Genomic DNA, 25,344 nt, shown 5'->3' with positions numbered 1-25,344 from the left:
TACGCAAAGGAAAGCGATGTGAAAAAGAAAAAGCGCCTCAGTTCATGGTTAATTATCCTGCTGATTGTGGTCGTCGGTGGCTTTCTTATCTGGATTGAAAACCCTCTCGTTCATCTTATTACTACAGAGGAAAAACTGGCTTTATCGCTGGCTGTAGCTGGTGCTTGTTTATTTATTCTGTTCTTTGACGATGTATTTGCCCGGCTGGGGCAGTGGTTCATCTCACAGAGCTTTATCCAGCAACTCCGGGAATTGTCAGGCAAAAGACCTCATCGGGACGATTTATTATCTGCTCAAGTGGGCAAATACAATGAGGAGCTCAAGAGTATTCGTCTGTATCTTCGCCATATTTACGGTCGCACATGGTCACGCAAAACCCGTATTTTGCTCGTTACCGGAAGCGTGGTTGATATTGAGCGGCTCACCCCAAAACTCACGCAGGAACTCTGGCAGGAAGATCAGGGAACACTGTTGCTGTGGGGGGGTGATCCGGCGACCCATCTGGATTCCGACTGGCTGATTGCTCTACGTAAACTGCGCCGTCGCCCCGCGGACGGTATGGTTTGGGTGACGTCAGGTCTGGACAGACTGCCAGATATAGAGGGCAGCGCGAGTCCCGCACTCTCACTGGACACCATGGATTTACTATCCCATGCCCTGAGCCGCCGCTATGTAGTCTTGGGCTGGAAACTTCCCCTGTATGTCTGGTCGCTGCATTCCTGTTCCGGTGACCAGCCGGGACGCATCACTCAGCCAGTGGGCTGCCTGTTGCCCGCAAAATGCTCTCCGCAGACGCTCGCCGCACAACTGGCCGGATTGATACCGCACCTGACCGGGCAGGGGATACAGCAGGCATGCACTGACCCACAATATCATTTCCTGCTCAGCCTGGCCGACCAGCTTACCCGTAAACCGGAAACGGTAGCGGAGCCGTTATCAGTGCTGGTTAATCCGTACCGTCCGCTGCCGCTGGCCGGCGTGATCTTCAGCCCGGCGACTGTCGGCGGTGAACGCAGCGTGAAACATCACTGGGGACGTGATAACCGCTGGGATATCATTCAGGATTCTGTTCTCTCTTTACCCGCTGGACTACAGGCGCAGAAAACGGGGTTTTCCTGGACGAAGGCATATGCCCTCACCGCTGCTGCTCTGCTCCTCCTTTGGGGCGCGTCGATGGCTGTCTCATTTATTGCCAACCGCAGCCTGGTGGCAACTGCACAGGAGCAACTGCAGAAGGCGTCGGCAGAAAAGCAGCCGCCGGTAGCACGTTTGCAGGCCCTGACTGAACTACAGAAGACCCTTGCCCGGCTGGAATACCGATCACAGCACGGCGTACCCTGGTACACCCGTGGCGGCCTGAGCCAGAACAATGCTCTGCTGTCGGCACTCTATCCGCGCTACGGGGAACTGGCACAGCCGCTATTGCGCGATGCGGCTGCAAAGCATCTTCACCAGGAGCTGTATGCATTCGTGCAACTCCCTCCAGAAAGCCCGCTGCGTGAAAGGCTGGCAAAATCCGCTTACGACCAGTTAAAACTTTATCTGATGCTCGCACGTCCGGAAAAAATGGACGCCGCGTGGTTCTCCGCTACGCTGATGCACGACTGGCCGCAGCGTTCAGGCGTGACAGGCAGCGTCTGGCAGGGCTGAGGGCCGTCGCTGCTGGCCTTTTACGGCGCCAGCCTCATGTCACATCCTCAGTGGCGTCTGCATGCCGACGACATGCTGGTCAGCCAGGCCCGCACCCTGTTAATACGCCAGATGGGGAGGCGCAACAGCGAGTCCACGCTCTACCAGAAGATGCTCGCGCAGGTGGCGAACCAGTATGCCGATATGCGTCTGGCTGACATGACCGGCGACACGGAGGCGTCGCGCCTGTTCACCACCGATGGGGTCGTACCGGGGATGTTTACCCGACAGGCCTGGGACGAAGCGGTACTGCCCGCCATCGATAAGATAGTAAAGGAACGTCGCGAAGAAATGGACTGGGTGCTGAGTGACAGCCAGCAACGCATGACGCAGCAGGTCTCGCCGGAGGCGCTGAAACAACGCCTGACGGCACGCTATTTCGCGGATTACAGCGGCGCCTGGCTGGATTTTCTCAACAGCCTGCGGCTTCGAAAAGTAGCCACCCTGTCAGATGCTATTGACCAACTCACCCTGATGGCGGATGTCCGTCAGTCTCCACTGGTGGCGCTGATGAATACTCTTAACGTTCAGGGACGCGCCGGAGAGACCGGTGAAGCGATAGCGGATTCACTGGTGAAATCCGCTAAACACCTTCTGGGCAGTGATAAACAGCCAGTCATTGACCAGAGCGGGGGTACGCACGGTCCACTGGATGCCACCTTCGGCCCGGTGCTGGCGCTGATGGACAATCGCGAGGGGGGAACACAGACCAGCAGTCTGAACCTGCAGACCTTCCTCACCCGCGTGACTCAGGTGCGCCTGCGCCTTCAGCAGGTGACCAATGCTGCTGACCCGCAGGCGATGACCCAGGCACTGGCGCAGACCGTGTTTCAGGGTAAGGCGGTGGATTTAACCGAAACCCGCGATTACGGCAGTCTGGTGGCGGCGGGGCTCGGCCAGGAGTGGAGTGGTTTCGGGCAGACGGTATTTGTGCGTCCGATGGAGCAGGCCTGGCAACAGGTACTGACGCCTGCAGCAGAAAGCCTTAACTCGCAGTGGCAAAGTGCAGTGGTAAATGACTGGAATACGGCTTTTGGTGGACGATATCCGTTTAAAGATGCGAGCGGCGAGGTGTCGCTTCCTTTGTTGGCGAAATACCTTAATGCCGATTCCGGGCGTATCACCCGCTTTTTGCAGACCCGACTTAATGGCGTGCTCCATAAAGAGGGGAGTCACTGGGTACCGGACAGCATCAACGCTCAGGGCCTGACCTTTAATCCGGAATTCTTACAGGCAGTGGATACCCTGAGCCACATTTCTGATGTGGTGTTTACTCGAGGGGAGGCCGGGCTGTCGTTTGAGCTTCGCCCCGGTACGGCCGATGGCATTATGCAAACCACGCTGGTGATCGACAGCCAGAAGCTCACCTATATGAATCAGATGCCCACCTGGAAAAGGATTAACTGGCCTGCTGATACAGAGGGTCCAGGTGCGGCCCTCAGCTGGGTAAGCACCCAGGCCGGAACACGGCAGTATGCTGACATGTCCGGCGTCTGGGGTTGGATTCGCCTGCTTGATCAGGCCACCGTAAGTCGTTATGCCGGATCGGGAAGCAGCTGGAGTCTGAGCTGGCGAGCGCACGACGGCAGGCCGTTGAACTATACCCTGCGAACCGAGGCTGGCGAAGGGCCGTTGGCGCTGCTGAAGTTACGTAACTTCACTCTTCCGAAAGCCATATTCAGCGTCAGGGCATCAGTAACTGGTTTACAGACAGAATGGTAAACTGCCGCGGCAGGATATTTCCAGCCAGGTCACCGGCCCGATTCTGGAGCATCTTCACCATAATTTTGCCACGGCGTGGTATAAAGAAACCGGTCAGGATCTGCTGACTATCCGCAATGCTGCTGTTGTGGCTAAAAATCTGAAACCAAGACCTGATTACGGCACTCCATTACTGGCACAGTTATTACGAACTCAGGCGCAGGCAGGGAAACAGGATATTGAGACGCTCTATCTGAAGGCGGTGAATAATGCGACACAATTTATCTATATCGAAAATCAGTATTTCCGCTGGCCGCCGCTGGCGGAACTGATTAATCAGATTGCGGAAAGACAGAGTAAAGCGGGACGCGAATTATATCTTTTTGTTGTGACTAACGTAACAGATGAAGGTATTGGCGCCGGAACCGTTAATACCCAGCGCATGCTGGAGACGCTCGGCCAGGCTAATACTATTCCTGAAGTGACCAGACTGCGTAAGGTCGGCCAACTTAGTAAAGAAAGGTTCAGTAGTGCGCCTGGGTATATCGACCCGGGCGAAATACATAAATATAACCGCGAGGTAAGTGAGAAAATTGCTGATTTTAAAAAGAGGGCGGATGAAATTCAAAACAGTGAGATACTGCCTGAAGAACGCCCCGGCTTGAAGGTTCATATCTGTTCATTAGTCGCACCAGACTCGCCGGCGGATGAATGGATGCCTGTTTATATTCATTCCAAATTAATGATTGTGAATGATGTGTTTACCACACATGGCTCAGCCAATATCAATACGCGCAGTATGCAGGTGGACAGTGAAATGAATATTGCTCATGAGTGGGCTAGCGTGACGCGGGATTTACGGCGGCGGTTATGGAATCTGCATACTAATGGGAAAGGGGGGCAGGATGATCCGGCGAAGGCATTTAAGGAATGGGGGGATCTTCTGGATAAAAATGAAAAATATCAGGGCTCAGGAAAAAAACGTCCCGAAGCTTCACTGATTAAATTCTTCTATAACAAACCGACGCTGAGTGACCTGGACTGATGAAACGACTCTTAATTTTATTCTGCCTGCTTCTGGTCGCCTGTGACCAGAACAATACCCACAAGGATGCGCCCATGGACCCGCTGACCGATATTAACGCCCGGCTGGCGTTTACCTGTAAACACCAGATTATTCCTGAAGCAGATGCTGATGCAGATGTGCTGTTTAACTATGCCCGTTGGTTGCAGAAAAACAATCTGATTAACCGGGATAAAACGGTGGATGTAGAAATTGCGCGCCTGTACCGTATTGCGGCAGAAAACGGGCATTACAAAGCCAGTATCAACCTGCAGAACGGGGCACTGCGCGGGCGTTTTTCGCTGAGCAGTCCTGAGCGTCTGCGCCTGAGCCAGCAACTGATCGATGCAAAAATAGCGACCGGATACTACTTTATTGCCATCTATCTGGAGCACGGTGCGGCAGGACTGGCGCAGGATCCGGAGATGGCGCTGCGCTATTACCGCAAGGCGGCGGATGAGGGTAACCCTCAGGCACAGGCTTATATCGGTGAAAAACTTTCTCCGGCAAAAATGGCACCACAGATAGCCATGCAGATGCTCTACTGTGCTGCTAAGCAGGGTGCAGGGAAAGCTGCTAAATCATTAGGAATAATGCTTGCAATTGATGATAAATATCCGGAAGCCGTTGAGGCATTCCAGCTAGGAGTTGCAGCAGGAGATTCAGGTTCAGCCAGTTTCATGGAGCACGGTTTTGCCGGCCCCGAACCAACAAATACTCTGTACTATCTGGGCCTGCCAAAAGACGACGAGCGTGCCCGGCGTTACGAGCAGATAGGCAAAGTGCTGGCAAAATACTCCTGGGCCCACCCTACGGTTCCGGAAATCAATGATATCGTACCTCTCCCCCCTGCGCCGCTCCCTGAGTGGGACGGAAAACTTAAATGGCTGGAAGCGTGGAAGGCCAATGTGCCACCGCCAAAACCCAGCGCGGCGCTGATAGCGGCGCTGGCGAAAGCGAAGCAGCTCAACCCGGAGACGGGCAGGCCGCTGCCCGAATCCCCGGATTTTGAGAAGGACAGCGTGGCGCAGCTGATGTGCCGCAGCGGTGAACCGTGCCCCAAAAGCGGCTACTGGCAGCCGGCATGGATACCCCATGATGGCTCCGCTGATAACACTATCCGTTACTTCCGCGAGGGTACTGTGATGCCGACACAGGCGGTGGAGATGTTTCGTTCACGCCCCTGGCCGCTGCAGGATAAGTGGCTCCGGGAGGAAAGACCGGTGGACTGGCGTCTGGTGGGCGAGGCGTAAGACTCTTCCGGCAGCGAGTTATCGCTGGCGTTAATGCACTGACATTAGGGAAAGAGAGTGAGAGGGATGAAAAGGACAGTCATACAGACAGTGCTGGGCTGCCTGTTACTGGTCGCCTGTGACCAGAGCATGACCTACAGGAATGCGCCCATGAACCCGCTGACCGATATTAACCCCCGGCTTGCGTTTACCTGTAAACACCAGATTATTCCTGAAGCAGATGCTGATGTGCTGTTTAACTATGCCCGCTGGTTGCAGAAAAACAACCTGATCAACCGGGATAAAGATGTGGATGCGGAAATTGCGCGCCTGTACCGTATTGCAGCAGAAAACGGGCATTACAAAGCCAGTATCAACCTGCAGAACGGAGCGCTGCGCGGGCGTTTTTCGCTGAGCAGTCATGAGCGTCTGCGCCTGAGTCAGCAACTGATTGATGCGAACATAGCGACCGGATACTACTTTATTGCCATCTATCTGGAGCACGGTGCGGCAGGACTGGCGCAGGATCCGGAGATGGCGCTGCGCTACTATCGCAAGGCAGCGGATGAGGGTAACCCTCAGGCACAGGCTTATATCGGTGAAAAACTTTCTCCGGCAAAAATGGCACCACAGATAGCCATGCAGATGCTCTACTGTGCTGCTAAGCAGGGTGAGGGGAAAGCGGCTAATTCATTAGGCAATATGCTTGCGATTGAGAAAAAATATCCGGAGGCAGTTGAGGCATTCCAGTTGGGGGTGAGAGCGGGAGACTCAGGTTCTGCGGGTTTCCTGGGGCACGGTTTTGCCGGCCCCGAACCAACGGACAGACTGTTTTATCTGGCATTAGAAAAAGATCCGGAGCGTGCCCGGCGCTACGAGCAGATAGGCAAAGTGCTGGCGAAGTATTCCTGGGCCCACCCTACGGTTCCGGAAATCAATGATATCGTTCCACTCCCCCCCGCGCCGCTCCCGGAGTGGGATGGCAGACTTAAATGGCTGGAAGCGTGGAAGGCCAATGTGCCACCGCCAAAACCCAGCGCGGCGCTGATAGCGGCGCTGGCGAAAGCGAAGCAGCTCAACCCGGAGACGGGCAGGCCGCTGCCCGAATCCCCTGATTTCGACTAAACCAGCCTAGCCCGGCTGCTGTGTCGCAGCGGCAAGTTGAGCTCCATAAGCGGCTATGCGTTTCTGCAGCTAATCGATTTTTATCCAAAACAAATGCATCACTTACTGCTCTTTATTATGAGCAGTAAGCGATCGCAGCGTTGTTAACGCAACTAAGGGGAGTAAACCCATGAAAGGAATCATTCGTATAGGCGATACGCATACCGGTGGCGGTAAAGTGCTAAGTGGCTCCCTTAATATGAAATTTGGGGGCATCGGCGTGGCGCGGTTGGGGGATCCTGTATTTTGCCCAATCATAGGTCATGGACAAAATGTTATTGCTGAAGGGCATCCCACTTTTATGGATCACGGTGTACCCGTTGCATTCCATGGCCACCGGTGCGCTTGTGGCTGCCAGTTAATTTCCAGCTTGCCACAAGCGGCGGTACGTTAAATATGCCTGTAAATCTGAAACAAATTCCTGCACCCGCTCCCCAGCCCGAATTGCCCAAATGGTGGCTATGGCTGTTATTACTGCTGGGCGGATGCCTGGTCGGTACGGCCTGGGCAATTCTGAACAACCAAGGGAAATCTGTAATTGATGCAGCAGAGTTTTGGGAAACGGCGCTTGTATTTCCAGCCCTGATTTGGATGAGCCTGCTGTTGGTACGCATCGTCTGGTATAGAGGAGTACAAGCAACGGCTGATGGGAGTAATGAAGTACGTGAACAAATTCTTCAACACCAAATCCAAAGGGGGCGACGTTGCCTGGCTGTTTTAGATGTCAGTCTGCGCACTGCTCTGCGTGAGCATGGCGATAGAGATGGCCAAATGCAAAGGAAGGCTCTGCAGGGTAAGAATCAGGCTTTAAGAACTCAAGCCTCCTGGCAAAGTGATGAAGGTAAACGTCATAGCCGGCTGGCTCTTATTGATGACGAGACGCCAGAACAGCTTTTGAGTAGAGAATTAAGTGATACCCTCGAGGAAATGAGTCACGCGCTCGCATCTGTTCCAGCCGATATACCCCTCACAGTGCTTGTGGAGAGCAACAGTCGATTGTCTCAACGTCAGATACAGTTAATCTGGCACCGGTGCTGGGCTGCAAGCCAGATCCGGCAACCAGTAACGTATATTGAAGGCAGAGGGCTTGAGGTGGTGGATGAATGGCTGGACGGTAATATGGATAGCCGGGCGATGTTATTGATCGTCGCGGTGCAGGTGGCCCCCGAAGAGATTGAAGGGACAGCAGAGGTTGTGGTTGGTTTATTGCTGAGAAGCCATCCACAGGAAGCTGATAGCCTGAAGCCGCTAGCTCTCTTACATCGCCCGGAGCGTATGCATGGGATGAGTAATGAAGATTTTCATTATGCGCTTGAACGCGCGTTAGATTGGGTTCCGATCCAGGCTAAAGACGTTTCAGTGGGCTGGCTGGTAGGGGTTAATGCGAAGTGGAATCAGGCTATCGCTACAGGACTGATGGCCATGTCGAGCCCTGTAAACATAGGACAGGATTTGTACAATCTGGACACTAGCCTGGGCTATCCTGGTCCTGCTGCACCCTGGTCAGTGATTGCGTGTGCAGTTGAACACATTTCCGAGGGTAAACCGCAGCTTACTATAAGTGGCGAAGGCGTCGTTGACCGACCATTGTGGGTGACGATGGTGACATCTGCTTCTGAAATAAAGAGCTAAAAAATGGATGTCAGCAATTAATAACTATATCGACAGGCTGGCCTGAAACCACCAGCCTGTCACGGCTCTCTTTAGCCGCTTACTGCTGCAATACCTCAGCAAATTTTGCCAGCCACTGCGGATGGGCAGGCCAGGCGGGCGCGGTAACCAGATTGCCGTCGACGTGCGCCTGGTCGATGCCAATATCGGCATACTCGCCACCGCTGAGGCGGACCTCTGGCGCGCAGGCCGGGTAGGCGCTACAGGTTCGTCCTTTAAGAACGCCAGCGGCAGCCAGCAGCTGTGGGCCGTGGCAAACGGCGGCAATCGGCTTACCTGCCTTGTCAAAGGCCCGCACCAGTTCGAGTACCTTCTCATTCAGGCGTAAATATTCCGGCGCGCGTCCGCCGGGAATTAACAGGGCATCGTAATCTGCCTCTTTCGCCGTAGTAAAATCGGCATTGAGAACAAAGCGGTGGCCGGGCTTTTCGCTGTAGGTCTGGGCACCGTCAAAATCATGGATCGCCGTCATGATAAAATCGCCTTTAGCTTTATCAGGGCAGACCGCATCAACCTGATGGCCAATCATCTGCAAAGCCTGAAAGGGGACCATGGTTTCATAATCTTCCGCGTAATCGCCTACCAGCATCAGGATCTTCTTGCTCATCATCACCACTCCTCAAAAATAAAGTGAAAAACAGAGGACGCCAGCAGGCGCAGTTACGCCGCCAGCACTTTGTTACGACCATCATTTTTCGCGCGATAGAGCGCATCGTCCACGCGCTTAAACAGATCGTCGATACTCTCGTCCGGGTTATGCCGCGCAACGCCAATACTTACAGTAAAGCGGGGTAGACCGGGAATGGCAATGCGGGCGATTGCCGTGCGCAGGGTCTCTGCGATCTGCATGGCCGCATCCATTGACGTGCGGGGCAGCAGCAGGACAAACTCCTCGCCGCCCCAGCGGAACACGTAATCATCTTTACGGCTACCGCTTTCCAGCATCCGCGCGAGGGCAATCAACAACTCATCGCCTTTCTGATGCCCAAACAGATCGTTGATACGCTTAAAATGATCGGTATCCACCAGCAACAGACTGAACTCCTGCTGTGCCGGCAGATGGTTTGGTGAGGTTTGATCGGTGAGGTGATAAAACTGGCGGCGGTTGAGCAGCCCGGTAAGCGAGTCGCGCAGCGCGGCGTGTTCCAGCTCCTGCTCAAGCCGTTTTTGCTCGGTGATATCATGAATGATGCAGAGCATCAGCTTATCGCCGTATATCTCAATGGGGCCGGCATAGGTTTGTACGTGCCGGGTCGTTCCGTCGGCAAGGCGATGGATAAAGTTGAGCGGTTTATGGCCGCCGGGCAGGCGCGCGATCTCCATCATCACCGGCATAATATTGCGTCCCAGCGTGTTGATCTCCCAGGTGTGCTTGCTGCACATCTCTTCGTGGCTGTAGCCATAAAAATTGAGGGCTGCGAGATTCGCATCCACAATCAGGCCGTCGCGGGCAGGGTCGATTAACAGCATCGGGGCGCTGTTGGTCTGGAAAAAGCGGGCGTAGAAGCCCTGTTTCTTGCGCTGATAGGTGCCTGAGCGAGTGGCTTTAAGTCCCGTTACCGGCTGTCGGGCGACGCCTTCGAAGACAATCACCTCACCGATCGTGTCAAAAACGGCCAACGAGAGGTGACAGGTAAGGCTGGTTGGCTGGTCATCGACCCGCACGCTCCAGACTTCGACGATCTCCTGACGTGCCTTTAAATCGGGAACATACATCGCAAGCGTCGCCTGCGCATGGGCCGAGCAAACGCCTTTACGCATGACATCCAGCGTCGCATTCTGCATGAGCATTTTGGCTGCCGTATTGGCGAACAGCACATCCTCCGTTACCGGGGATACCAACCATACGGGCGTTCTAAGCATGTCCAGTGCATCAAACCCTGAAGGCGACATAGGTCAGTCTCATTTATTGGCACTTCAAATACCTGAGGACCACGACGGAGCGGTACGCGTGGGCTTCTCTGAAACATACTCTAGTTCATCCGATCGGACAGGATTTTTTTGTGATATCCGTATGAATTTCGTATTAAATTTACCAACTGGTAAATTTTCATTCGCCGCTGTCACGTGAAACCAACTGTTTAATTCACTATCAGATCGCTGCTGTTAAAAGCATTAATACAATTTTTGTTATTCACGCTACGTTATTTAAGCATAGCTAAATATTCTCTGTCGAAACTGATTTGTGGCTTAAGTATAAAGGTTTAAATAGCGATACCAACCATTTGTAGCGCTAATGGTCATAAGAGCAGGCTGATTTTGAAAGCGTATTTGTTTACAGGAGTGTTTGTGAAATTATGTTTCTCCCTAACGCAAATTATAAAATGTTAAATATTAAAACTTTGCCTCTGCGAAATCAGAGTGAAAAAATAAAAACTGAATGCTATATAGTGATTACCTTCTGAAAATACCGCTGTAGGATCTATTATGCTTAGAAATATAAGTGTGAGGACTTTTATTCTGAGTTATCTGCTAGTTGTGTTTATCGTTATTGATGGCCTGGTTATATTTTTAGCACCGCAAACATCTTTGTTAATTTTGCTAAACTCTTTATTTCTCGTCGCGTGGGTTTTTCTGTGGGTTTACATGACGCAATATCTGGTTGTGCCAATCAACACCGTGAAAAGGAGCATCGAAGAGGTTATCTCGGGCAACCTGGGGGTGAGCATCCCTGAATTTGGTAATAACTGTGCAGGCCGGTTGATCCCAGGAATCAATACGTTGTCCAGCAATCTCGCTACGCTGGTGCGGGAGATCCGCTCTTCTTCCCATACCGCAATGACCCTGTCGGAACAGCTCGCCGCCCGCAGCACGGCGCTGGCCGCTAAAACCGAGCTACAGTCGGCGTCCCTGATTCAGACCTCCGCCAGCATGGAACAGATGGCCGCCACCACTAAAAATACGGCAGATAACACCCGACTGGCCAATGAAAAGGCCAGTGCCGCCACGCTTCAGGCAAAAAAAGGTGGCGCGCTGATGGGGCAGGTTGCCAACAACATGCACTCCATTACTGAGTGTGCCCAGCAGATGACGGAGATCATCACGCTGATTGATGGTATCGCCTTCCAGACCAACATTCTGGCGCTGAATGCCGCGGTTGAAGCCGCCCGCGCGGGGGATCATGGTAAAGGCTTCTCCGTCGTGGCGGGTGAGGTTCGTAGCCTGGCGCATCGCAGCGCCGAAGCGGCTAAAAATATCAAGTCACTCATTGACATCACCAGCAGCAACGTCAGTCAGGGGGCGATGGTGGTAGCGGAGGCTGAGAAAAACATGCACGACATCGTCAGCGGCTCCGGGCAGGTCAGCAAACTGATGGATGAGATCTCCACCTCTACCGACGAGCAGGAAAAGGGCATCGTCCAGATCACCCAGGCGTTGAGCGACCTGGAGCAGGTGACCCAGAGTAACGTGGTGATGGTTGAAGAGCTGTCGGGTTCATCAGCCGTGCTGAAAAATCAGGTTGTTGAACTGCAAACCCGTACCCGTAACTTCCGTCTGGAAGCGGCATCCACGGCGCCCCTGTACGAGGGTGGAGCCTTACCCGTACGAGCCTGATAATAAGCCTGGTTCGCCAGGCTTTCTCATCGTGTCCAGGGAACCGGATTAATCTCTTTTATGAATAAATTCAGCGCGATGCCGGGAGAAAATATTGCTTAAGCTGGCAGGGTGGCTAGACTGACAGCAAAGAAAGGCTACTGGCGGAGGCGCTGTGGAAGGCATAAAAGGATCGGAAGTTAACGTTCCTGACGCAGTATTTGCGTGGTTACTGGATGGAAAAGGCGGGGCGCGGCCGCTCACCGACGACGATACTATCGATCAGCAGCATCCCTGCTGGCTACATCTGAACTATACCCACCCGGAGAGCGCCAACTGGCTGGCCTCTACGCCGTTGTTACCCAATAACGTGCGCGACGCGCTGGCCGGGGAGAGCCTGCGGCCTCGCGTCACCCGCATGGGCGAGGGGACACTGATTACGCTGCGCTGCATTAACGGCAGCACCGATGAGCGCCCGGACCAGCTGGTGGCGATGCGCCTCTATATGGACGAGCGGCTTATTGTCTCGACCCGGCAGCGCAAAGTGCTGGCGCTGGATGATGTCGTCGGCGATTTAAAAGAGGGCACCGGTCCGCAAGATTGTGGAGGCTGGCTGGTGGACGTCTGCGACGCGCTGACCGATCATGCCAGCGAGTTTATCGAAGAGCTGCACGATAAGATTATCGATCTGGAAGATAATCTCATCGACCAGCAAATCCCCCCCCGCGGTTTTCTGGCGTTATTAAGAAAGCAGCTGATTGTTATGCGCCGCTATATGGCGCCTCAGCGGGATGTCTATGCCCGGCTGGCGAGCGAACGGTTTCCCTGGATGAGTGACGATCACCGTCGCAGAATGCAGGATATCGCCGAGCGACTGGGGCGCGGGCTGGATGAAATTGACGCCTGTATCGCACGAACGGCAGTCATGACCGATGAAATTTCGCAGGTGATGCAGGAGTCGCTCTCGCGCAGAACCTACACCATGTCGTTGATGGCGATGGTCTTTCTTCCCAGCACCTTCCTGACAGGCCTGTTTGGCGTCAACCTGGGGGGGATCCCCGGCGGCGATTTCCGCTTCGGCTTCTCACTGTTTTGCATCATGTTAGTCGTTTTGATTGGTGGTGTTGCATGGTGGTTGCATCGCAGTAAATGGTTGTAAATTTACATTTTTTCGACGCCATGAATTTCTTAAAACGCTATTTTAATTGAGCGAAGTCAAAAAACGATTTACCCATAAGGTGCAATATCTCTTCCGCAGGTGAATGCAACGTCAAGCGATGGGCGTTGCGCTCCATATTGTCTTACTTCCTTTTTTGAATTACTGCATAGCAAAATTGATTCGTACGACGCCGACTTAAATAAGTCGGCTTTTTTTTGCCTGCAACTCAGCAGCGACTAACCTAAAAGAGACAAACGCGTTCTTCTGGAGGGTTATATGGCCATGCTTTTATCACTGCTGCTGCAACCCCTGCGGCAATCGGACCCGGTGCCTACTGATCCGGTGCCGGTTCCCGATCCGATTCCACGCCCACAACCGATGCCGGATCCACCACCGGACGAAGTGCCGATTAAAATGTCGCATCAGAGGCGGAGATCTGCGAGGATACGCGCCTGCTGACTGTGAGTCTTTTACCGCGAGAATAACTGTGACTGCTTTTTCAACGCTGAACGTACTGCCTGCCGCCCAACTCGATAACCTGAACGAGTTGGGTTATCTGACCATGACCCCTGTACAGGCTGCCGCGCTGCCAGCGATCCTGGAAGGACGCGACGTCCGTGTACAGGCCAAAACCGGCAGCGGTAAAACGGCTGCCTTCGGTCTTGGGCTGTTACAGCAGATTGACGCCACGCTGTTCCAGACGCAGTCGCTGGTACTTTGCCCGACGCGCGAGCTGGCGGATCAGGTCGCAGGAGAGTTACGTCGTCTGGCGCGTTTTCTGCCAAACACCAAAATTTTGACCCTCTGCGGCGGACAGCCGTTCGGGGCACAGCGTGACTCTTTGCAGCATGCCCCGCACATTATTGTTGCTACGCCGGGGCGTTTGCTCGACCACCTGCAGAAAGGCACCGTCTCGCTTGATGCGCTGCAAACTCTGGTGCTGGATGAAGCCGACCGGATGCTCGACATGGGCTTTAGCGACGCCATTGATGAAGTGACCCGCTTTGCGCCGCCAACGCGCCAGACGTTGCTCTTCTCCGCTACCTGGCCGGAGGCGATCGCCGCCATTAGCGGACGCGTGCAGCAAAATCCGCTCGCCATTGAAATTGATTCTGTGGACGCGCTGCCCGCCATTGAGCAGCAGTTCTTCGATACCACCCAGCGGGGCAAAATCCCGCTGCTGCAAAAACTGCTCAGCATTCACCAGCCTGCCTCCTGCGTGGTGTTCTGTAACACCAAAAAGGATTGCCAGGCGGTATGCGATGCGCTGGCCGAGGCGGGACAGAGCGCCCTGGCGCTGCATGGCGATCTTGAGCAGCGCGACCGTGACCAGACCCTGGTACGTTTCGCCAACGGCAGTGCCCGCGTGCTGGTCGCCACCGACGTCGCCGCCCGCGGCCTGGACATTAAATCCCTGGAGCTGGTGGTGAACTTCGAGCTGGCCTGGGACCCGGAAGTACATGTTCATCGTATTGGCCGTACCGCGCGAGCCGGTAACAGCGGCCTGGCGATCAGTTTCTGCGCGCCGGAAGAGGCACAGCGTGCCAACATCCTGGCGGAAATGCTGCAAATCAAACTGAACTGGGTTGATGCCCCGGCTAACGTCACCATTACGCCGCTGGCGGCAGAGATGGCAACGCTCTGTATCGACGGCGGTAAAAAAGCCAAAATGCGTCCCGGCGATGTACTGGGGGCGCTGACCGGTGATATCGGGCTGGACGGGGCAGACATTGGTAAAATCGCGGTGCATCCGGCGCACGTGTATGTGGCGGTGCGTCAGTCTGTGGCGCAGAAAGCGTGGAAACAGCTGCAAAACGGCAAGATTAAAGGCAAAAGCTGCCGGGTTCGTCTGCTGAAATAAGCGGGCGGGAAGCGTCTCAGCGTGGATGCTGAGACGCTTAAAAATCATTTCACTTCGATAACGTTCAGGCGCATCTCATCAAGCTGGGTGTCATCCTCTTCAGGCTGCCAGCCCGCCGGTTTCATCGGGATCTCTTCGCGGTCAAACGCCAGATCGCCGCCGTTTACCACTTCAGAACCGTGCTGAATTCCTTTGAAATCAAACAGGTTGATATCGCAGAGGTGCGAAGGCACCACATTCTGCATTGCGCTGAACATGGTTTCGATTAGGCCAGGATAGCGTTTATCCCAGTCACGCAGCATGTCGGCAATCACCTGACGCTGCAGGTTTGGCTGTGAGCCGCACAGGTTGCACGGAATGATCGGGAAGGCTTTGGCCTCGGCAAAACGTTCGATATCCTTTTCGCGGCAGTAGGCGAGCGGGCGGATCACAATGTGCTTCCCGTCGTCGCTCATCAGCTTCGGTGGCATACCCTTCATTTTGCCGCCGTAGAACATGTTCAGGAACAGCGTCTGTAAAATGTCATCGCGGTGGTGACCCAGAGCGATCTTGGTTGCACCCAGCTCGGTCGCGGTACGGTAAAGAATGCCGCGGCGCAGGCGAGAGCAGAGCGAGCAGGTGGTTTTCCCTTCCGGGATCTTCTCTTTAACGATGCCGTAGGTGTTCTCTTCAACAATCTTATATTCGACGCCCAGCTTCTCCAGATATTCCGGCAGGATATGCTCCGGGAAGCCCGGCTGCTTCTGATCCAGATTGACGGCCACTAACGAAAAATTGACCGGCGCGCTTTGCTGAAGATTGCGCAAAATTTCGAGCAAGGTGTAGCTGTCTTTGCCGCCAGACAGGCAGACCATGATGCGGTCGCCTTCTTCAATCATGTTGTAATCGGCAATGGCTTCACCCACATTGCGGCGAAGACGCTTCTGAAGCTTGTTAAGGTTATACTGTTCTTTCTTGGTAATATCTTGATTTTGCGACATTTAATAGTGGCTCAATTCGTTTGTGGCTAAAGCAGCTCAGGCGGCTCCCCCATTAAAAGGGGGGCAGCAGGTCAACATGAAAAAGTATGGCGTGTATGGTACGGATTACGGCGATGAATGTCAGCACGTTTTACAGCGCGTAATCATCCTGTTCCACGCGTTGGGTTTTTTTACCGTTTGCCGCCTGGCTGTATATTGGCAACCAACGCTATAGTAGTAGTCCATCCACAACAACGGGAGGTACTCATGCAGTATGTTGAAAAAGATGACCCGCGCGAGGCGCCGGAATCGGGTGATAAAAAACCCCAACCCGTCAAAAAATAGCTGACCGTGAGTAATACCCGCGCCACCAGTATTTACTGGTGGCTTTTTTATCGCCTTTCCCCGTCACATACCTTCGCGACATGTCTCACTGCCGCTCAGTAACTCGTACTGTATCTGTGCCGTGCACTCACCAGAAAGAGGCATAGGCCATTAATAATTGACCCTGTACGATTGAGGAGTGCCAGGTAACAGAGACGATGGTGAGCAAAAACAGACTAATACGATGAGGTGATAACGATGGGCAAACAGTGGCAACTGATCGTGAGTATATTCATTTTAATCGCAATGTCTTCAGTCGCCCGGGCGAACACCACCGCAATGGGGCTGACGTTAGGTAAAACCACGCTACAACAATTTATTAAAGCCTATCCCTCGTCCCTGCATGAAGGACGCAGTAAGTGGAGCGACGGCGATATATTCTCCATTCCGAACCGGGAGCTGGGTTTAGAGGGGGTGAAAAATAACGCGGTGATCTTCAATAAGAGCGGAAAAATTACCGCCATTATGCTGGAGCTGGATAAGAGCCGTTTTGATGAAGTCGAAAGTATGCTGGCGCATAAATATGTGGTGGTGAAAAAACAGATCTCTTTCGCCGGTGATAAATACGCCAAATACCAGAATGACGAAGATTTAATCGAACTCGACGCCCCCTATTTATCGTCCGTCATGAAGCTCACCTATTCAGAACAGATTTTTCAGGAGGCGTATCTGAAAAAGAGCGCGGAGGAATATATCCGGCGCTGACGGGAAGCCTGGCGTACACTTAGCCAGGACGCGGCGTGCCGTCACGCCGCCTGTGAGGGCATGGTTAACGCAAGGAGCCTGTAATGGCGAATAGAGTTTCTGCTCAGTGTCACTGCGGTGCGGTCCGGTTCACCGTTGAGCTCTCTGACGGGTTCAATACTATCCGCCGCTGTAATTGTTCATTCTGCCGGATGCGTGGGGCGATTGCGGTCTCGGCGCCGTTATCCGGTATCACGATTATTCAGGGCGAGTCGCTGCTGACCGAGTATCGTTTCAACACCCAGACGGCTGTGCACTATTTTTGTTCTGTCTGCGGGATTTACACTTTCCACCAGCGTCGCTCAAATCCGGATCAGTATGGTGTTAACGTTGCCTGCATTGAAGGCGTCTCGCCGTTTGATTTCCCGGAGGTTCTGGTAATGGAAGGGCGCGTTCATCCCAATGATGGCGGCGGAGGCGTGGCCGGAGTGCTGCGCTATAGCGCAACGGGGAAAGCGGAGAAGTGATCGCTATACAGCAGAGAGGCCATTTATCTTGTCTCAGGTAGCCCGCGCCGTAACGCGGGCTCATTTCATCAGAACTGGTAAACCAGACCTAATGCGACGATGTCATCGGTGCTGATGCCATTGTCTTTATAGAACTGGTCATCTTCGTCCAGCAGGTTGATTTTATAATCCACATAGGTGGACATATTTTTGTTGAAGTAGTAAGTCGCACCCACTTCAGCATATTTAACCAGATCCTGATCGCCCTGGCCGTTATCGAGATCTTTACCTTTCGACTGCAGGTAAGAGACAACCGGACGCAGGCCAGAATCGAACTGGTATTGTGCGGTAACTTCAAAGTTCTGGGTTTTGTTGGCTACCGTGTTGGCTTTTTTACCGTCACCATAAGGGGTCATGTTACGGGTTTCAGAATACATGGCCGCCAGATAGATATTATTGGCGTCATATTTCAGGCCAGTGGTCCAGGCATCCGCTTTGTCGCCGCCCGCAGTCGTATTGCTCACCTGGTCGTTGGTACGGTCAGAAGAGGTGTAGGCCGCCGCTGCGCTGAGGCCCATGCCGAAGTCGTAGGAGGTAGAGATACCGAAGCCGTCACCGTTCTCATAACGCACGTCACGGCCGTTGTTGGTGCCTTCGTTACCGTTATTATCGCCTTCGTTGTTACCCTGGTACTGCAGGGCAAAGTTCAGACCTTCAACCATGCCAAAGAAATCGCTGTTACGGTAGGTTGCAACGCCGTTCGCACGGCCGGTCATGAAGTTATCGGCTTTGGTGTAGGAGTCGCCGCCGAACTCTGGCAGCATATCGGTCCAGCCTTCCACGTCGTACAGCACGCCGTAGTTACGGCCATAATCAAATGAACCGTAATCGCCGACTTTCAGACCGGCAAACGCCAGACGGGTCCAGGACTGATTGCCAGAGTCTTCCGTGTTGTTTGCCTGGACGTTGTATTCCCACTGACCGTAGCCGGTCAGGGTATCGTTAATCTGGGTTTCGCCCTTAATGCCCATACGGATATAGGTCTGGTCGCCGTCAGCACCGCTGTTGTCGGAGAAATAATGCAGACCGTCTACTTTACCGTACAGATCTAATTTATTGCCGTCTTTATTATAAACCTCTGCTGCATTTGCTGCGCCAGCCATTAAAAGAGCTGGAATCATGAGAGCCAGTACTTTTCTTTTCATTGTGACTAATCCTTACGCTATTTTTATTTAAATATTTTTTAACTTTCCACGGAACTTCCTGCGCTGGAAAGATGTCCCATGCTAAATCACTCTCTCTTTTAGCGATAAAACATAATTGTTACCAGGTAAGTAAAATCTAAAGAAATTACTGCTGTAGAAATGGTCATAATTTTGGTGAATGTGTTTAATTAATCCATATAAAACTAAAATTATCCATTCTCCCCTGAAACCAGTAAAATCAGCGGTGTTATATGCCTGTAGTTATTTTTCCGTTTATCGCATAAATAACTTTTTAATATAGGTACTGTTATTTATCGCTAAACAGGAGCCGCCCGCCAGACACTTTCTGGCGGGCTTTTTTTATCGGTAAAGAAAAGCCCGGACAGGCCGGGCTTCGGGTTATTCGCTGGCCGACTTTTCGGCTTTCCCGGCAAGCTGGGCCAGGAAGTCATAGCGTTTTTGCAGATCGGCGGCGGCGTCTTTCCACAGCTGCTCAGCCACCTCGGGCTGCTGGGCGTTGAGGCGACGGAACCGCTGTTCCTGCAACAGCGTCTCTGCCAGCGCGTCAGACGGCGGGCGGGAATCCAGCGCCAGCGGCAGTTTGCCCTCGTCGGCACGACGCGGATCAAAGCGGTAGAGCGGCCAGAAGCCCGTCGCGGTCAACTGGCGCATCTGATCGTGGCTCAGCGCCAGATCGTATCCGTGCTCTTCGCAAGGGCTGTAGGCGATAATCAGCGACGGGCCAGGATAGGCCTCCGCCTCCTGAATCGCTTTCACCGTCTGGTTCAGCTGTGCCCCCAGCGAGATCTGCGCCACATAAACATGACCGTACATCATCATGCTGACGCCCAGGTCTTTACGCGCCTTGCGTTTGCCATGCTCGCCAAACTTGGTCACCGCCCCCAGAGGTGTCGCCTTCGAGGCCTGGCCCCCGGTATTGGAGTAACACTGGGTATCCAGCACCAGAATGTTCACGTTCTCGGTCAGGCTGAGAACATGGTCCAGACCGCCAAAGCCAATGTCATAGGCCCAGCCGTCGCCGCCAATCAGCCAGATCGATTTCTCGACCAGCGCATCGGCATCGGTTAACAGCTCTTCTGCACCTTCCACGCCCGCCAGCGCCTGACGCAGCTCGGCCACCTGCTGACGACGTACATCAGGCGTTGCCTCGCTGTGCAGGGCGCTGTTCAGCTCCGCCGGGATCGTATCGGCAAACTGTTCCAGCAGACGCATCACCCGTACGCGGTGTTGATCCACCGTCAGGCGGAAGCCGAGGCCAAATTCGGCGTTATCTTCGAACAGCGAGTTCGCCCACGCCGGGCCGCGCCCGTTGGCATCAGTGGTGTACGGCGTTGACGGCAGGTTGCCGCCATAGATCGACGAACAGCCGGTCGCATTGGCGATCAGCATCCGGTCGCCATAGAGCTGGGTCAGCAGCTTGATGTACGGCGTCTCCCCGCAGCCGGAACAGGCGCCGGAGTACTCGAAGAGCGGAGTAATCAGCTGCGAGGTGCGAATGTCGATGCGCTCGAGGCTGTTGCGATCGATCTCCGGCAGGTCGAGGAAGTAGTCGTAATTCACTTTCTCCTCTTCCACATGCTCAAGGCGCGACATCATGTTAATGGCCTTGATTTCCGGATTCTGTCTGTCTTTCGCCGGGCAGACCTCCACGCAGAGGTTACAGCCGGTGCAGTCTTCCGGGGCGACCTGCAGAACATATTTCTGGCCGCGCATGTCGCGGGATTTTACATCCAGCGAGTGCAGGCTGGCGGGGGCAGCTTCCATGGCCTCAGGGGAGACCACTTTGGCGCGGATAGCGGAGTGCGGGCAGGCCGCCACGCAGTGGTTACACTGGGTGCACAGCTCCTCTTTCCAGATTGGGATCGCTTCAGCGATATTGCGTTTTTCCCAGCGGGTGGTTCCCATCGGCCAGGTGCCGTCCGGCGGCAGGGCGGAGACGGGCAGAGCATCGCCCAGCCCGGCCAGCATCGCGGCGGTGACGGTTTTCACAAAGTCTGGTGCGGCGTCCGACACCACCGGCGGGCGGTTCGGGCTGTGGGCGTTGACCGGCTGCAGTGGCACTTCCGCCAGCGACTCCCGCGCCAGCGCCAGCGCCTGCCAGTTACGCTCCACCAGCTCCTGGCCCTTGCTGCTGTAGCTTTTGGCGATGGCCCCCTGCAGCTCCATCAGGGCGCTGTCGCCGGGCAGGATGTGGGTCAGATGGAAAAAGGCCATCTGCATAACGGTGTTAATCCGCGCCGCCAGGCCGCATTCACGGGCGATTTTCGCCGCGTTAACGATCCAGAACTTCGCTTTTTTCTGGTTCAGCACCGCCTGCACTTCCTGCGGCAGGCGCGCCCAGACCTCATCGGCGCTGTAGGGGGTATTGAGCAGGAAAATCCCGCCCGGTTTGAGGCGCTCGGCCATCTGGTATTTGTCGATAAACTGCAGCTGGTGGCAGCCGACGAAATCGGCCTGCGACACCAGATATGCCGAACGGATCGGCTGTTCGCTGACGCGCAGATGGGATACCGTCAGCCCCCCGGCTTTTTTCGAGTCATAGACGAAATAGCCCTGGGCATACCATGGCGTGGAGTTACCGATGATCTTGATGTTGTTCTTGGTCGCCGACACGCTGCCGTCGCTACCCAGCCCGTAAAAGAGGGCTTCCAGCTTCGCGGTTGACGGCAGGGTATTTTCCGGTAGCGACAGCGACAGATTGGTCACATCGTCATAGATACCAACGGTAAAGCGCGGCTTCGGCTTCGCGGCGCTCAGCTCGTTAAAGATGGCCAGCACGCAATCCGGGCCAAACTCTTTCGACGACAGCCCGTAGCGCCCGCCAATCACCCGCGGCAACGTCTCGCGCTCGCCGCCGTTAAAGGCTTCCGCCAGGGCGGTCATCATGTCCAGATAGAGCGGTTCGGCCTGCGCGCCGGGCTCTTTGGTACGGTCCAGCACCGCCACAGAACGCGCGCTTTCCGGCAGCACCGCCAGCAGATGTTTGGCCGAGAACGGACGGTAGAGACGCACCTTCAGTACGCCCACCTTCTCGCCCCGGCGCAGCAGTTCATCCACCACCTCTTCACAGGTGCCGATGGCGGACCCCATGATGACGATCACGCGTTCTGCCTGCGGGTGGCCGTAATACTCAAACGGCTTGTACTCACGCCCGGTGGCGGCGGCAAAGTCGGCCATCGCCTGGTCCACATGGTCATACACCGCGTCATACCACGGGTTGGTCGCCTCGCGGGACTGGAAGTAAGTATCCGGGTTAGCGGAGGTGCCGCGGATCACCGGGTGCTCCGGGTTCAGCGCCCGGGCGCGGTGGGCATCGATCTCCGCCTGGGGAAGAAGGTTGCGGATCGTCTCATCTGAGAGCGAGACAATTTTATTAATCTCGTGGGAGGTGCGGAAGCCGTCGAAGAAGTGGATAAACGGCACGCGGCTTTTGAGCGTCGCCATATGTGAAATCAGTGCCAGATCCTGCGCCTCCTGCACGCTGCCAGAGCAGAGCAGGGCGCAACCGGTCTGGCGGACGGCCATCACGTCAGAGTGATCGCCAAAAATCGACAGGGCATGGGTGGCGATAGTGCGCGCCGCGACGTGCAGCACGAATGGCGTGAGTTGTCCCGCCAGCTTGTAGAGCGTCGGGATCATCAGCAGCAGACCCTGCGACGACGTAAACGAGGTGGAGAGCGCGCCGGTCTGCAGCGCGCCGTGGACGGTGGCAATCGCCCCGGCCTCCGACTGCATCTCAACCACGCGAGGGGTATCACCCCAGACGTTTTTCAGCCCGTTACCGGCCCAGGCATCGGCCTGTTCCGCCATGGTCGAGCTGGGTGTAATGGGGTAGATGGCGATCACTTCACTGGTGCGAAACGCGACGGACGCGACTGCGCCATTGCCGTCAATAGTTTGCATATGACACCCTTACATTGCGCAAAGAAAGAGGGACCCGTAACGCATCGGCGGGTCCTGTAATTATCTTGTGAGTTTAGCAAAGGGGCGCTGAAACGATTTTCGCTTTTGTGTCCTGCTTATTGACGCTACCAATGGCTCGATCAAACTTTTGCGTAAAAATAGCGAACAAAACGTTTTACAACGTGGAAAATCGTGGTTTCGCTCTCGACGGACGCGGACGGGGTGCCTATTATGCATAGGTTTTGCAATTCAACGAGGGGAGAGATTATGCGCGCAGCATTTTGGGTTGGGTGTGCCGCTTTGTTACTGTCGGCCTGCAGCAATGAACCTGTTCAGCAGGCAACCGCCGCGCACGTCGCGCCGGGGATGAAGGCGGCGATGTCCAGTTCCGGCCAGGCGAATTGCGCCATGATTGGCGGTTCGCTGTCCGTTGCGCGTCAGCTGGATGGCTCCGCCATCGGCATGTGTGCGCTGCCTAACGGCAAACGCTGCAGTGAACAGTCGCTTGCCGTGGGATCGTGCGGCAGTTACTGATTATTCTGCGCGTTTGAAGACCAGCGTCGTCTCGGCCGTCGCCAGGGTTAATACATCTTCCGTCAGATCCACCTCTGTGCCGCTGCGCAGCATCGTTCCGATGGCGTGATCCAGTTCATTGAGCTGGGGTTCGGTGCAGAGCTTACGCGTCATGGCGAGATCGTTGACCTTCAGCTCGCCATCGGAGAGCTTGCCCTGGCCGCTGAAGCGGTTGCACATCACCCCTGAGACCGCCATTTTTTCGCCGAAGGTGATTTCCGGCGGCGTGGTGACCGGGGCGACGGCGGCGCCGTTGATGCTTTGCAGCACAAAGCGGTGCTGCTGGAGCTGTTCTTCCTGGACAGAGGCTTTCCCTGGGTTAACACAGCCTGTCAGCGCCATGCTGAGGAGCGTTACTGCGACGAACGTTTTCATGTTTCTTCTCAATATATTCACTTCATAAATAGCTAATGCATAGTCTATTGCGCTGGCGGGGATTGTCTTGCGGGTTAATCTGAAATGTGGGGGGATGGGTTTGGGGTTTGGGGTTTGTAGGCCCGTGCAAGCGTAGCGCCGCCGGGCAATGCACGGAATAATATGTTGCGGTGGAGGTGGTTCCGTTCACCTTGCGTTCGCTGCTTCTCTGTAAACCACGTCACCGGTGAACGTGTTAAGGGGGCTATCGCCGCCCCCTTAACAATCCCGGCTCCCGGCAAGAAAATCGCCGCTTCGCGGATTGTTCGCCCCATCCCTGGGGCTCACCCCTCCGGGGCCAGCGCAAGCGCTGTCCAAAATTGCTCCCGGCAATTTTGTCCTCAGCTTATTCCTCCAGGCTTTCGGGTCGGGCACCAGCCTGCATCCATGCAGGCTATGCCCTCTCGGCGCGTCCATGCGCCTCGCCCCGGCCTTCCGGAAACGCTTCGGCGATTTTCAGCCGGACCAGGGAGCCGCTGTAGGCTAATTATTCCCTTAAGGATATGAGCTGCTTTAAGTTAAAGGCTCTTTCCTCAGAACAACGCGTTCGGGCAGGCTTCGCCTTTCTCCAGCTGACTCAGGTTACCCAGCGTCGTCTCCGAAATGCTGATCAGCGCCTCAGCGGTCAGGAACGCCTGGTGGCCGGTGAATAGCACGTTGTGGCAGGCGGAGAGGCGGCGGAAGACGTCATCCTGAATCACATCGTTGGATTTGTCTTCAAAGAAGAGATCGCGTTCGTTTTCGTAGACGTCCATCCCCAGTGCGCCGATTTTTTGCGTTTTCAGGGCTTCGATGGCGGCCTGAGAGTCAATCAGCCCACCGCGACTGGTGTTGATAATCATCACGCCATCTTTCATCTGGTCGAAGGCGCTCTGGTTCAGCAGATGGTAGTTGTCAGCGGTTAACGGGCAGTGCAGGGAGATCACGTCTGACTCTGCGTACAAGGTTGCCAGGTCAACATACTCCACCCCCAGATCCAGCGCGGCGGCGCTTGGGTAAGGGTCAAACGCCAGCAGGCGCATACCAAACCCTTTCAGGATCCGCAGGGCCGCTACGCCAATTTTACCGGTGCCGATCACCCCGGCGGTTTTGCCGTACATGGTAAAACCGGTCAGCCCTTCCAGGGAGAAGTTGGCATCACGGGTGCGCTGATAAGCACGGTGAATACGGCGGTTTAAGGACATCATCATGCCGATGGCGTGTTCAGCCACCGCTTCCGGGGAGTAGGCGGGCACGCGCACCACCTGCAGACCCAGCTCTTTTGCCGCATCCAGATCCACATTATTAAAGCCCGCGCAGCGCAGGGCGATGTACTTCACACCCTGTTTTTTCAGTTCTTCCAGCACCGGACGACTGCCGTCGTCGTTAACGAAAATACAGACCGCGTCACACCCGTGGGCGGTTTTGGCTGTTTTTTCATTAAGCAGAAAGTCGAAAAATTCAAGTTCGAAGCCATACTCCTCGTTAACGTGCTGCAGATACTTTTTGTCGTATTGCTTTGTACTGTATACCGCGAGTTTCATAAGACTTTCTCCAGTGTGTTTTCAATTACGGTAGCATGATTAAAATAATCTTACAATTTATAAAATTTTATTGAATTCAATAAGTTCTATGGATAATT

General features: G+C 54.7%; 20 protein-coding genes and 1 pseudogene. 14 read left to right on the top strand and 7 right to left on the bottom strand.

Annotated elements, in window-relative coordinates; all coding sequences use genetic code 11:
• Nucleotides 1-18: 18 nt before the first annotated feature.
• The 6 genes and pseudogenes from C2U54_RS17685 (at nt 19) to C2U54_RS17660 (ending at nt 8,481) form a co-directional block, all read left to right on the top strand.
• Nucleotides 19-3,411, top strand: a pseudogene (locus tag C2U54_RS17685) (ImcF-related family protein).
• Nucleotides 3,412-3,538: 127 nt separating this feature from the next.
• Nucleotides 3,539-4,435, top strand: a complete 897-nt coding sequence (locus tag C2U54_RS17680; protein WP_233210454.1) for a phospholipase D-like domain-containing protein — start codon at nt 3,539-3,541, stop codon at nt 4,433-4,435.
• The gene (locus tag C2U54_RS17675; protein WP_103179837.1) at nt 4,435-5,706 is read left to right on the top strand and encodes an SEL1-like repeat protein; all 1,272 of its coding nucleotides are present in this window, start codon (nt 4,435-4,437) and stop codon (nt 5,704-5,706) included. The genes C2U54_RS17680 and C2U54_RS17675 overlap by 1 nt, the downstream gene beginning before the upstream one ends.
• A gap of 66 nt (nt 5,707-5,772) precedes the next feature.
• A complete protein-coding gene (locus C2U54_RS17670; protein WP_103179836.1) occupies nt 5,773-6,810 on the top strand; it encodes an SEL1-like repeat protein in 1,038 nt (345 codons plus the stop codon).
• Nucleotides 6,811-6,979: 169 nt separating this feature from the next.
• Complete coding sequence (locus tag C2U54_RS17665) at nt 6,980-7,243, top strand: PAAR domain-containing protein (RefSeq protein ID WP_103179835.1); 264 nt, start codon at nt 6,980-6,982, stop codon at nt 7,241-7,243.
• 2 nt (nt 7,244-7,245) lie between these two features.
• Nucleotides 7,246-8,481 carry a hypothetical protein gene (locus tag C2U54_RS17660; RefSeq protein ID WP_233210453.1) on the top strand — a complete coding sequence of 412 codons (1,236 nt, stop codon included), beginning with the start codon at nt 7,246-7,248 and terminating at the stop codon, nt 8,479-8,481.
• 79 nt (nt 8,482-8,560) lie between these two features.
• Here the strand turns inward: C2U54_RS17660 and C2U54_RS17655 are convergent, their stop codons facing one another.
• Both C2U54_RS17655 and C2U54_RS17650 read right to left on the bottom strand, forming a co-directional pair.
• Nucleotides 8,561-9,127, bottom strand: a complete 567-nt coding sequence (locus tag C2U54_RS17655) for a DJ-1/PfpI family protein (RefSeq protein ID WP_103181091.1) — start codon at nt 9,125-9,127, stop codon at nt 8,561-8,563.
• Between the two features lie 53 nt (nt 9,128-9,180).
• Nucleotides 9,181-10,413, bottom strand: a complete 1,233-nt coding sequence (locus tag C2U54_RS17650) for a sensor domain-containing diguanylate cyclase (protein ID WP_103179834.1) — start codon at nt 10,411-10,413, stop codon at nt 9,181-9,183.
• A gap of 693 nt (nt 10,414-11,106) precedes the next feature.
• Between C2U54_RS17650 and C2U54_RS17645 the strand changes: the two genes are divergently transcribed.
• The 4 genes from C2U54_RS17645 (at nt 11,107) to dbpA (ending at nt 15,074) form a co-directional block, all read left to right on the top strand.
• Complete coding sequence (locus tag C2U54_RS17645; RefSeq protein ID WP_103179833.1) at nt 11,107-12,075, top strand: methyl-accepting chemotaxis protein; 969 nt, start codon at nt 11,107-11,109, stop codon at nt 12,073-12,075.
• 154 nt (nt 12,076-12,229) lie between these two features.
• Nucleotides 12,230-13,213 (top strand): zinc transporter ZntB, encoded by a 984-nt coding sequence (gene zntB, locus C2U54_RS17640; protein ID WP_103179832.1) that lies wholly within the window; start codon nt 12,230-12,232, stop codon nt 13,211-13,213.
• 282 nt (nt 13,214-13,495) lie between these two features.
• A complete protein-coding gene (gene ynaL / locus C2U54_RS27975) occupies nt 13,496-13,672 on the top strand; it encodes a proline-rich small protein YnaL (RefSeq protein WP_269776161.1) in 177 nt (58 codons plus the stop codon).
• Nucleotides 13,673-13,700: 28 nt separating this feature from the next.
• A complete protein-coding gene (gene dbpA / locus C2U54_RS17630) occupies nt 13,701-15,074 on the top strand; it encodes an ATP-dependent RNA helicase DbpA (RefSeq protein ID WP_103179830.1) in 1,374 nt (457 codons plus the stop codon).
• A gap of 44 nt (nt 15,075-15,118) precedes the next feature.
• Here dbpA and ttcA read toward each other — a convergent pair whose 3' ends face one another.
• Nucleotides 15,119-16,054 (bottom strand): tRNA 2-thiocytidine(32) synthetase TtcA, encoded by a 936-nt coding sequence (gene ttcA, locus C2U54_RS17625; RefSeq protein WP_103179829.1) that lies wholly within the window; start codon nt 16,052-16,054, stop codon nt 15,119-15,121.
• A 246-nt stretch (nt 16,055-16,300) separates the two neighbouring features.
• On the opposite strand from ttcA, the gene C2U54_RS27770 reads away from it, so the two are divergent.
• The 3 genes from C2U54_RS27770 to C2U54_RS17615 all read left to right on the top strand — a co-directional run bounded on the left by C2U54_RS27770 (nt 16,301) and on the right by C2U54_RS17615 (nt 17,628).
• On the top strand, nt 16,301-16,378 hold the full coding sequence (locus C2U54_RS27770) for a hypothetical protein (protein WP_225759512.1): 78 nt from the start codon (nt 16,301-16,303) through the stop codon (nt 16,376-16,378).
• Between the two features lie 237 nt (nt 16,379-16,615).
• Entirely contained in the window at nt 16,616-17,122 is a 507-nt protein-coding gene (locus C2U54_RS17620; protein WP_103179828.1) for a hypothetical protein, read from the top strand.
• A gap of 83 nt (nt 17,123-17,205) precedes the next feature.
• The gene (locus C2U54_RS17615) at nt 17,206-17,628 is read left to right on the top strand and encodes a GFA family protein (protein ID WP_103179827.1); all 423 of its coding nucleotides are present in this window, start codon (nt 17,206-17,208) and stop codon (nt 17,626-17,628) included.
• Between the two features lie 68 nt (nt 17,629-17,696).
• On the opposite strand, the gene ompC is transcribed toward C2U54_RS17615, so the two are convergent.
• Together ompC and nifJ are read right to left on the bottom strand one after the other, a co-directional pair.
• Entirely contained in the window at nt 17,697-18,812 is a 1,116-nt protein-coding gene (gene ompC, locus C2U54_RS17610) for a porin OmpC (protein ID WP_103179826.1), read from the bottom strand.
• A gap of 399 nt (nt 18,813-19,211) precedes the next feature.
• Nucleotides 19,212-22,736 (bottom strand): pyruvate:ferredoxin (flavodoxin) oxidoreductase, encoded by a 3,525-nt coding sequence (gene nifJ, locus C2U54_RS17605; RefSeq protein ID WP_103179825.1) that lies wholly within the window; start codon nt 22,734-22,736, stop codon nt 19,212-19,214.
• Between the two features lie 267 nt (nt 22,737-23,003).
• Between nifJ and C2U54_RS17600 the strand changes: the two genes are divergently transcribed.
• Complete coding sequence (locus C2U54_RS17600; protein ID WP_103179824.1) at nt 23,004-23,270, top strand: putative hemolysin; 267 nt, start codon at nt 23,004-23,006, stop codon at nt 23,268-23,270.
• Here the strand turns inward: C2U54_RS17600 and hslJ are convergent, their stop codons facing one another.
• The gene (hslJ, locus tag C2U54_RS17595) at nt 23,271-23,684 is read right to left on the bottom strand and encodes a heat shock protein HslJ (protein WP_103179823.1); all 414 of its coding nucleotides are present in this window, start codon (nt 23,682-23,684) and stop codon (nt 23,271-23,273) included.
• Between the two features lie 572 nt (nt 23,685-24,256).
• Nucleotides 24,257-25,246 (bottom strand): 2-hydroxyacid dehydrogenase, encoded by a 990-nt coding sequence (locus C2U54_RS17590; RefSeq protein ID WP_103179822.1) that lies wholly within the window; start codon nt 25,244-25,246, stop codon nt 24,257-24,259.
• Nucleotides 25,247-25,344 lie beyond the last annotated feature (98 nt).

The sequence above is a fragment of the Leclercia sp. LSNIH1 genome, assembly GCF_002902985.1.
GTDB lineage: Bacteria > Pseudomonadota > Gammaproteobacteria > Enterobacterales > Enterobacteriaceae > Enterobacter.
The sequence above is the reverse complement of the archived record's forward strand: the minus strand, read 5'-3'. Positions and strand labels throughout refer to the sequence as shown.

What these genes read in the sequence shown, in the direction of transcription:
- C2U54_RS27770 (WP_225759512.1), top strand. Translation starts at nt 16,301, where the DNA reads ATGCAGTATGTTGAAAAAGATGACCCGCGCGAGGCGCCGGAATCGGGT.
- C2U54_RS17650 (WP_103179834.1), bottom strand. Translation starts at nt 10,413, where the DNA reads ATGTCGCCTTCAGGGTTTGATGCACTGGACATGCTTAGAACGCCCGTA.
- hslJ (WP_103179823.1), bottom strand. Translation starts at nt 23,684, where the DNA reads ATGAAAACGTTCGTCGCAGTAACGCTCCTCAGCATGGCGCTGACAGGC.
- nifJ (WP_103179825.1), bottom strand. Translation starts at nt 22,736, where the DNA reads ATGCAAACTATTGACGGCAATGGCGCAGTCGCGTCCGTCGCGTTTCGC.
- C2U54_RS17660 (WP_233210453.1), top strand. Translation starts at nt 7,246, where the DNA reads ATGCCTGTAAATCTGAAACAAATTCCTGCACCCGCTCCCCAGCCCGAA.
- C2U54_RS17600 (WP_103179824.1), top strand. Translation starts at nt 23,004, where the DNA reads ATGCGCGCAGCATTTTGGGTTGGGTGTGCCGCTTTGTTACTGTCGGCC.
- C2U54_RS17675 (WP_103179837.1), top strand. Translation starts at nt 4,435, where the DNA reads ATGAAACGACTCTTAATTTTATTCTGCCTGCTTCTGGTCGCCTGTGAC.
- C2U54_RS17590 (WP_103179822.1), bottom strand. Translation starts at nt 25,246, where the DNA reads ATGAAACTCGCGGTATACAGTACAAAGCAATACGACAAAAAGTATCTG.
- C2U54_RS17665 (WP_103179835.1), top strand. Translation starts at nt 6,980, where the DNA reads ATGAAAGGAATCATTCGTATAGGCGATACGCATACCGGTGGCGGTAAA.
- C2U54_RS17645 (WP_103179833.1), top strand. Translation starts at nt 11,107, where the DNA reads ATGACGCAATATCTGGTTGTGCCAATCAACACCGTGAAAAGGAGCATC.
- ompC (WP_103179826.1), bottom strand. Translation starts at nt 18,812, where the DNA reads ATGAAAAGAAAAGTACTGGCTCTCATGATTCCAGCTCTTTTAATGGCT.
- C2U54_RS17670 (WP_103179836.1), top strand. Translation starts at nt 5,773, where the DNA reads ATGAAAAGGACAGTCATACAGACAGTGCTGGGCTGCCTGTTACTGGTC.
- C2U54_RS17655 (WP_103181091.1), bottom strand. Translation starts at nt 9,127, where the DNA reads ATGAGCAAGAAGATCCTGATGCTGGTAGGCGATTACGCGGAAGATTAT.
- ttcA (WP_103179829.1), bottom strand. Translation starts at nt 16,054, where the DNA reads ATGTCGCAAAATCAAGATATTACCAAGAAAGAACAGTATAACCTTAAC.
- ynaL (WP_269776161.1), top strand. Translation starts at nt 13,496, where the DNA reads ATGCTTTTATCACTGCTGCTGCAACCCCTGCGGCAATCGGACCCGGTG.
- C2U54_RS17615 (WP_103179827.1), top strand. Translation starts at nt 17,206, where the DNA reads ATGGCGAATAGAGTTTCTGCTCAGTGTCACTGCGGTGCGGTCCGGTTC.
- C2U54_RS17620 (WP_103179828.1), top strand. Translation starts at nt 16,616, where the DNA reads ATGGGCAAACAGTGGCAACTGATCGTGAGTATATTCATTTTAATCGCA.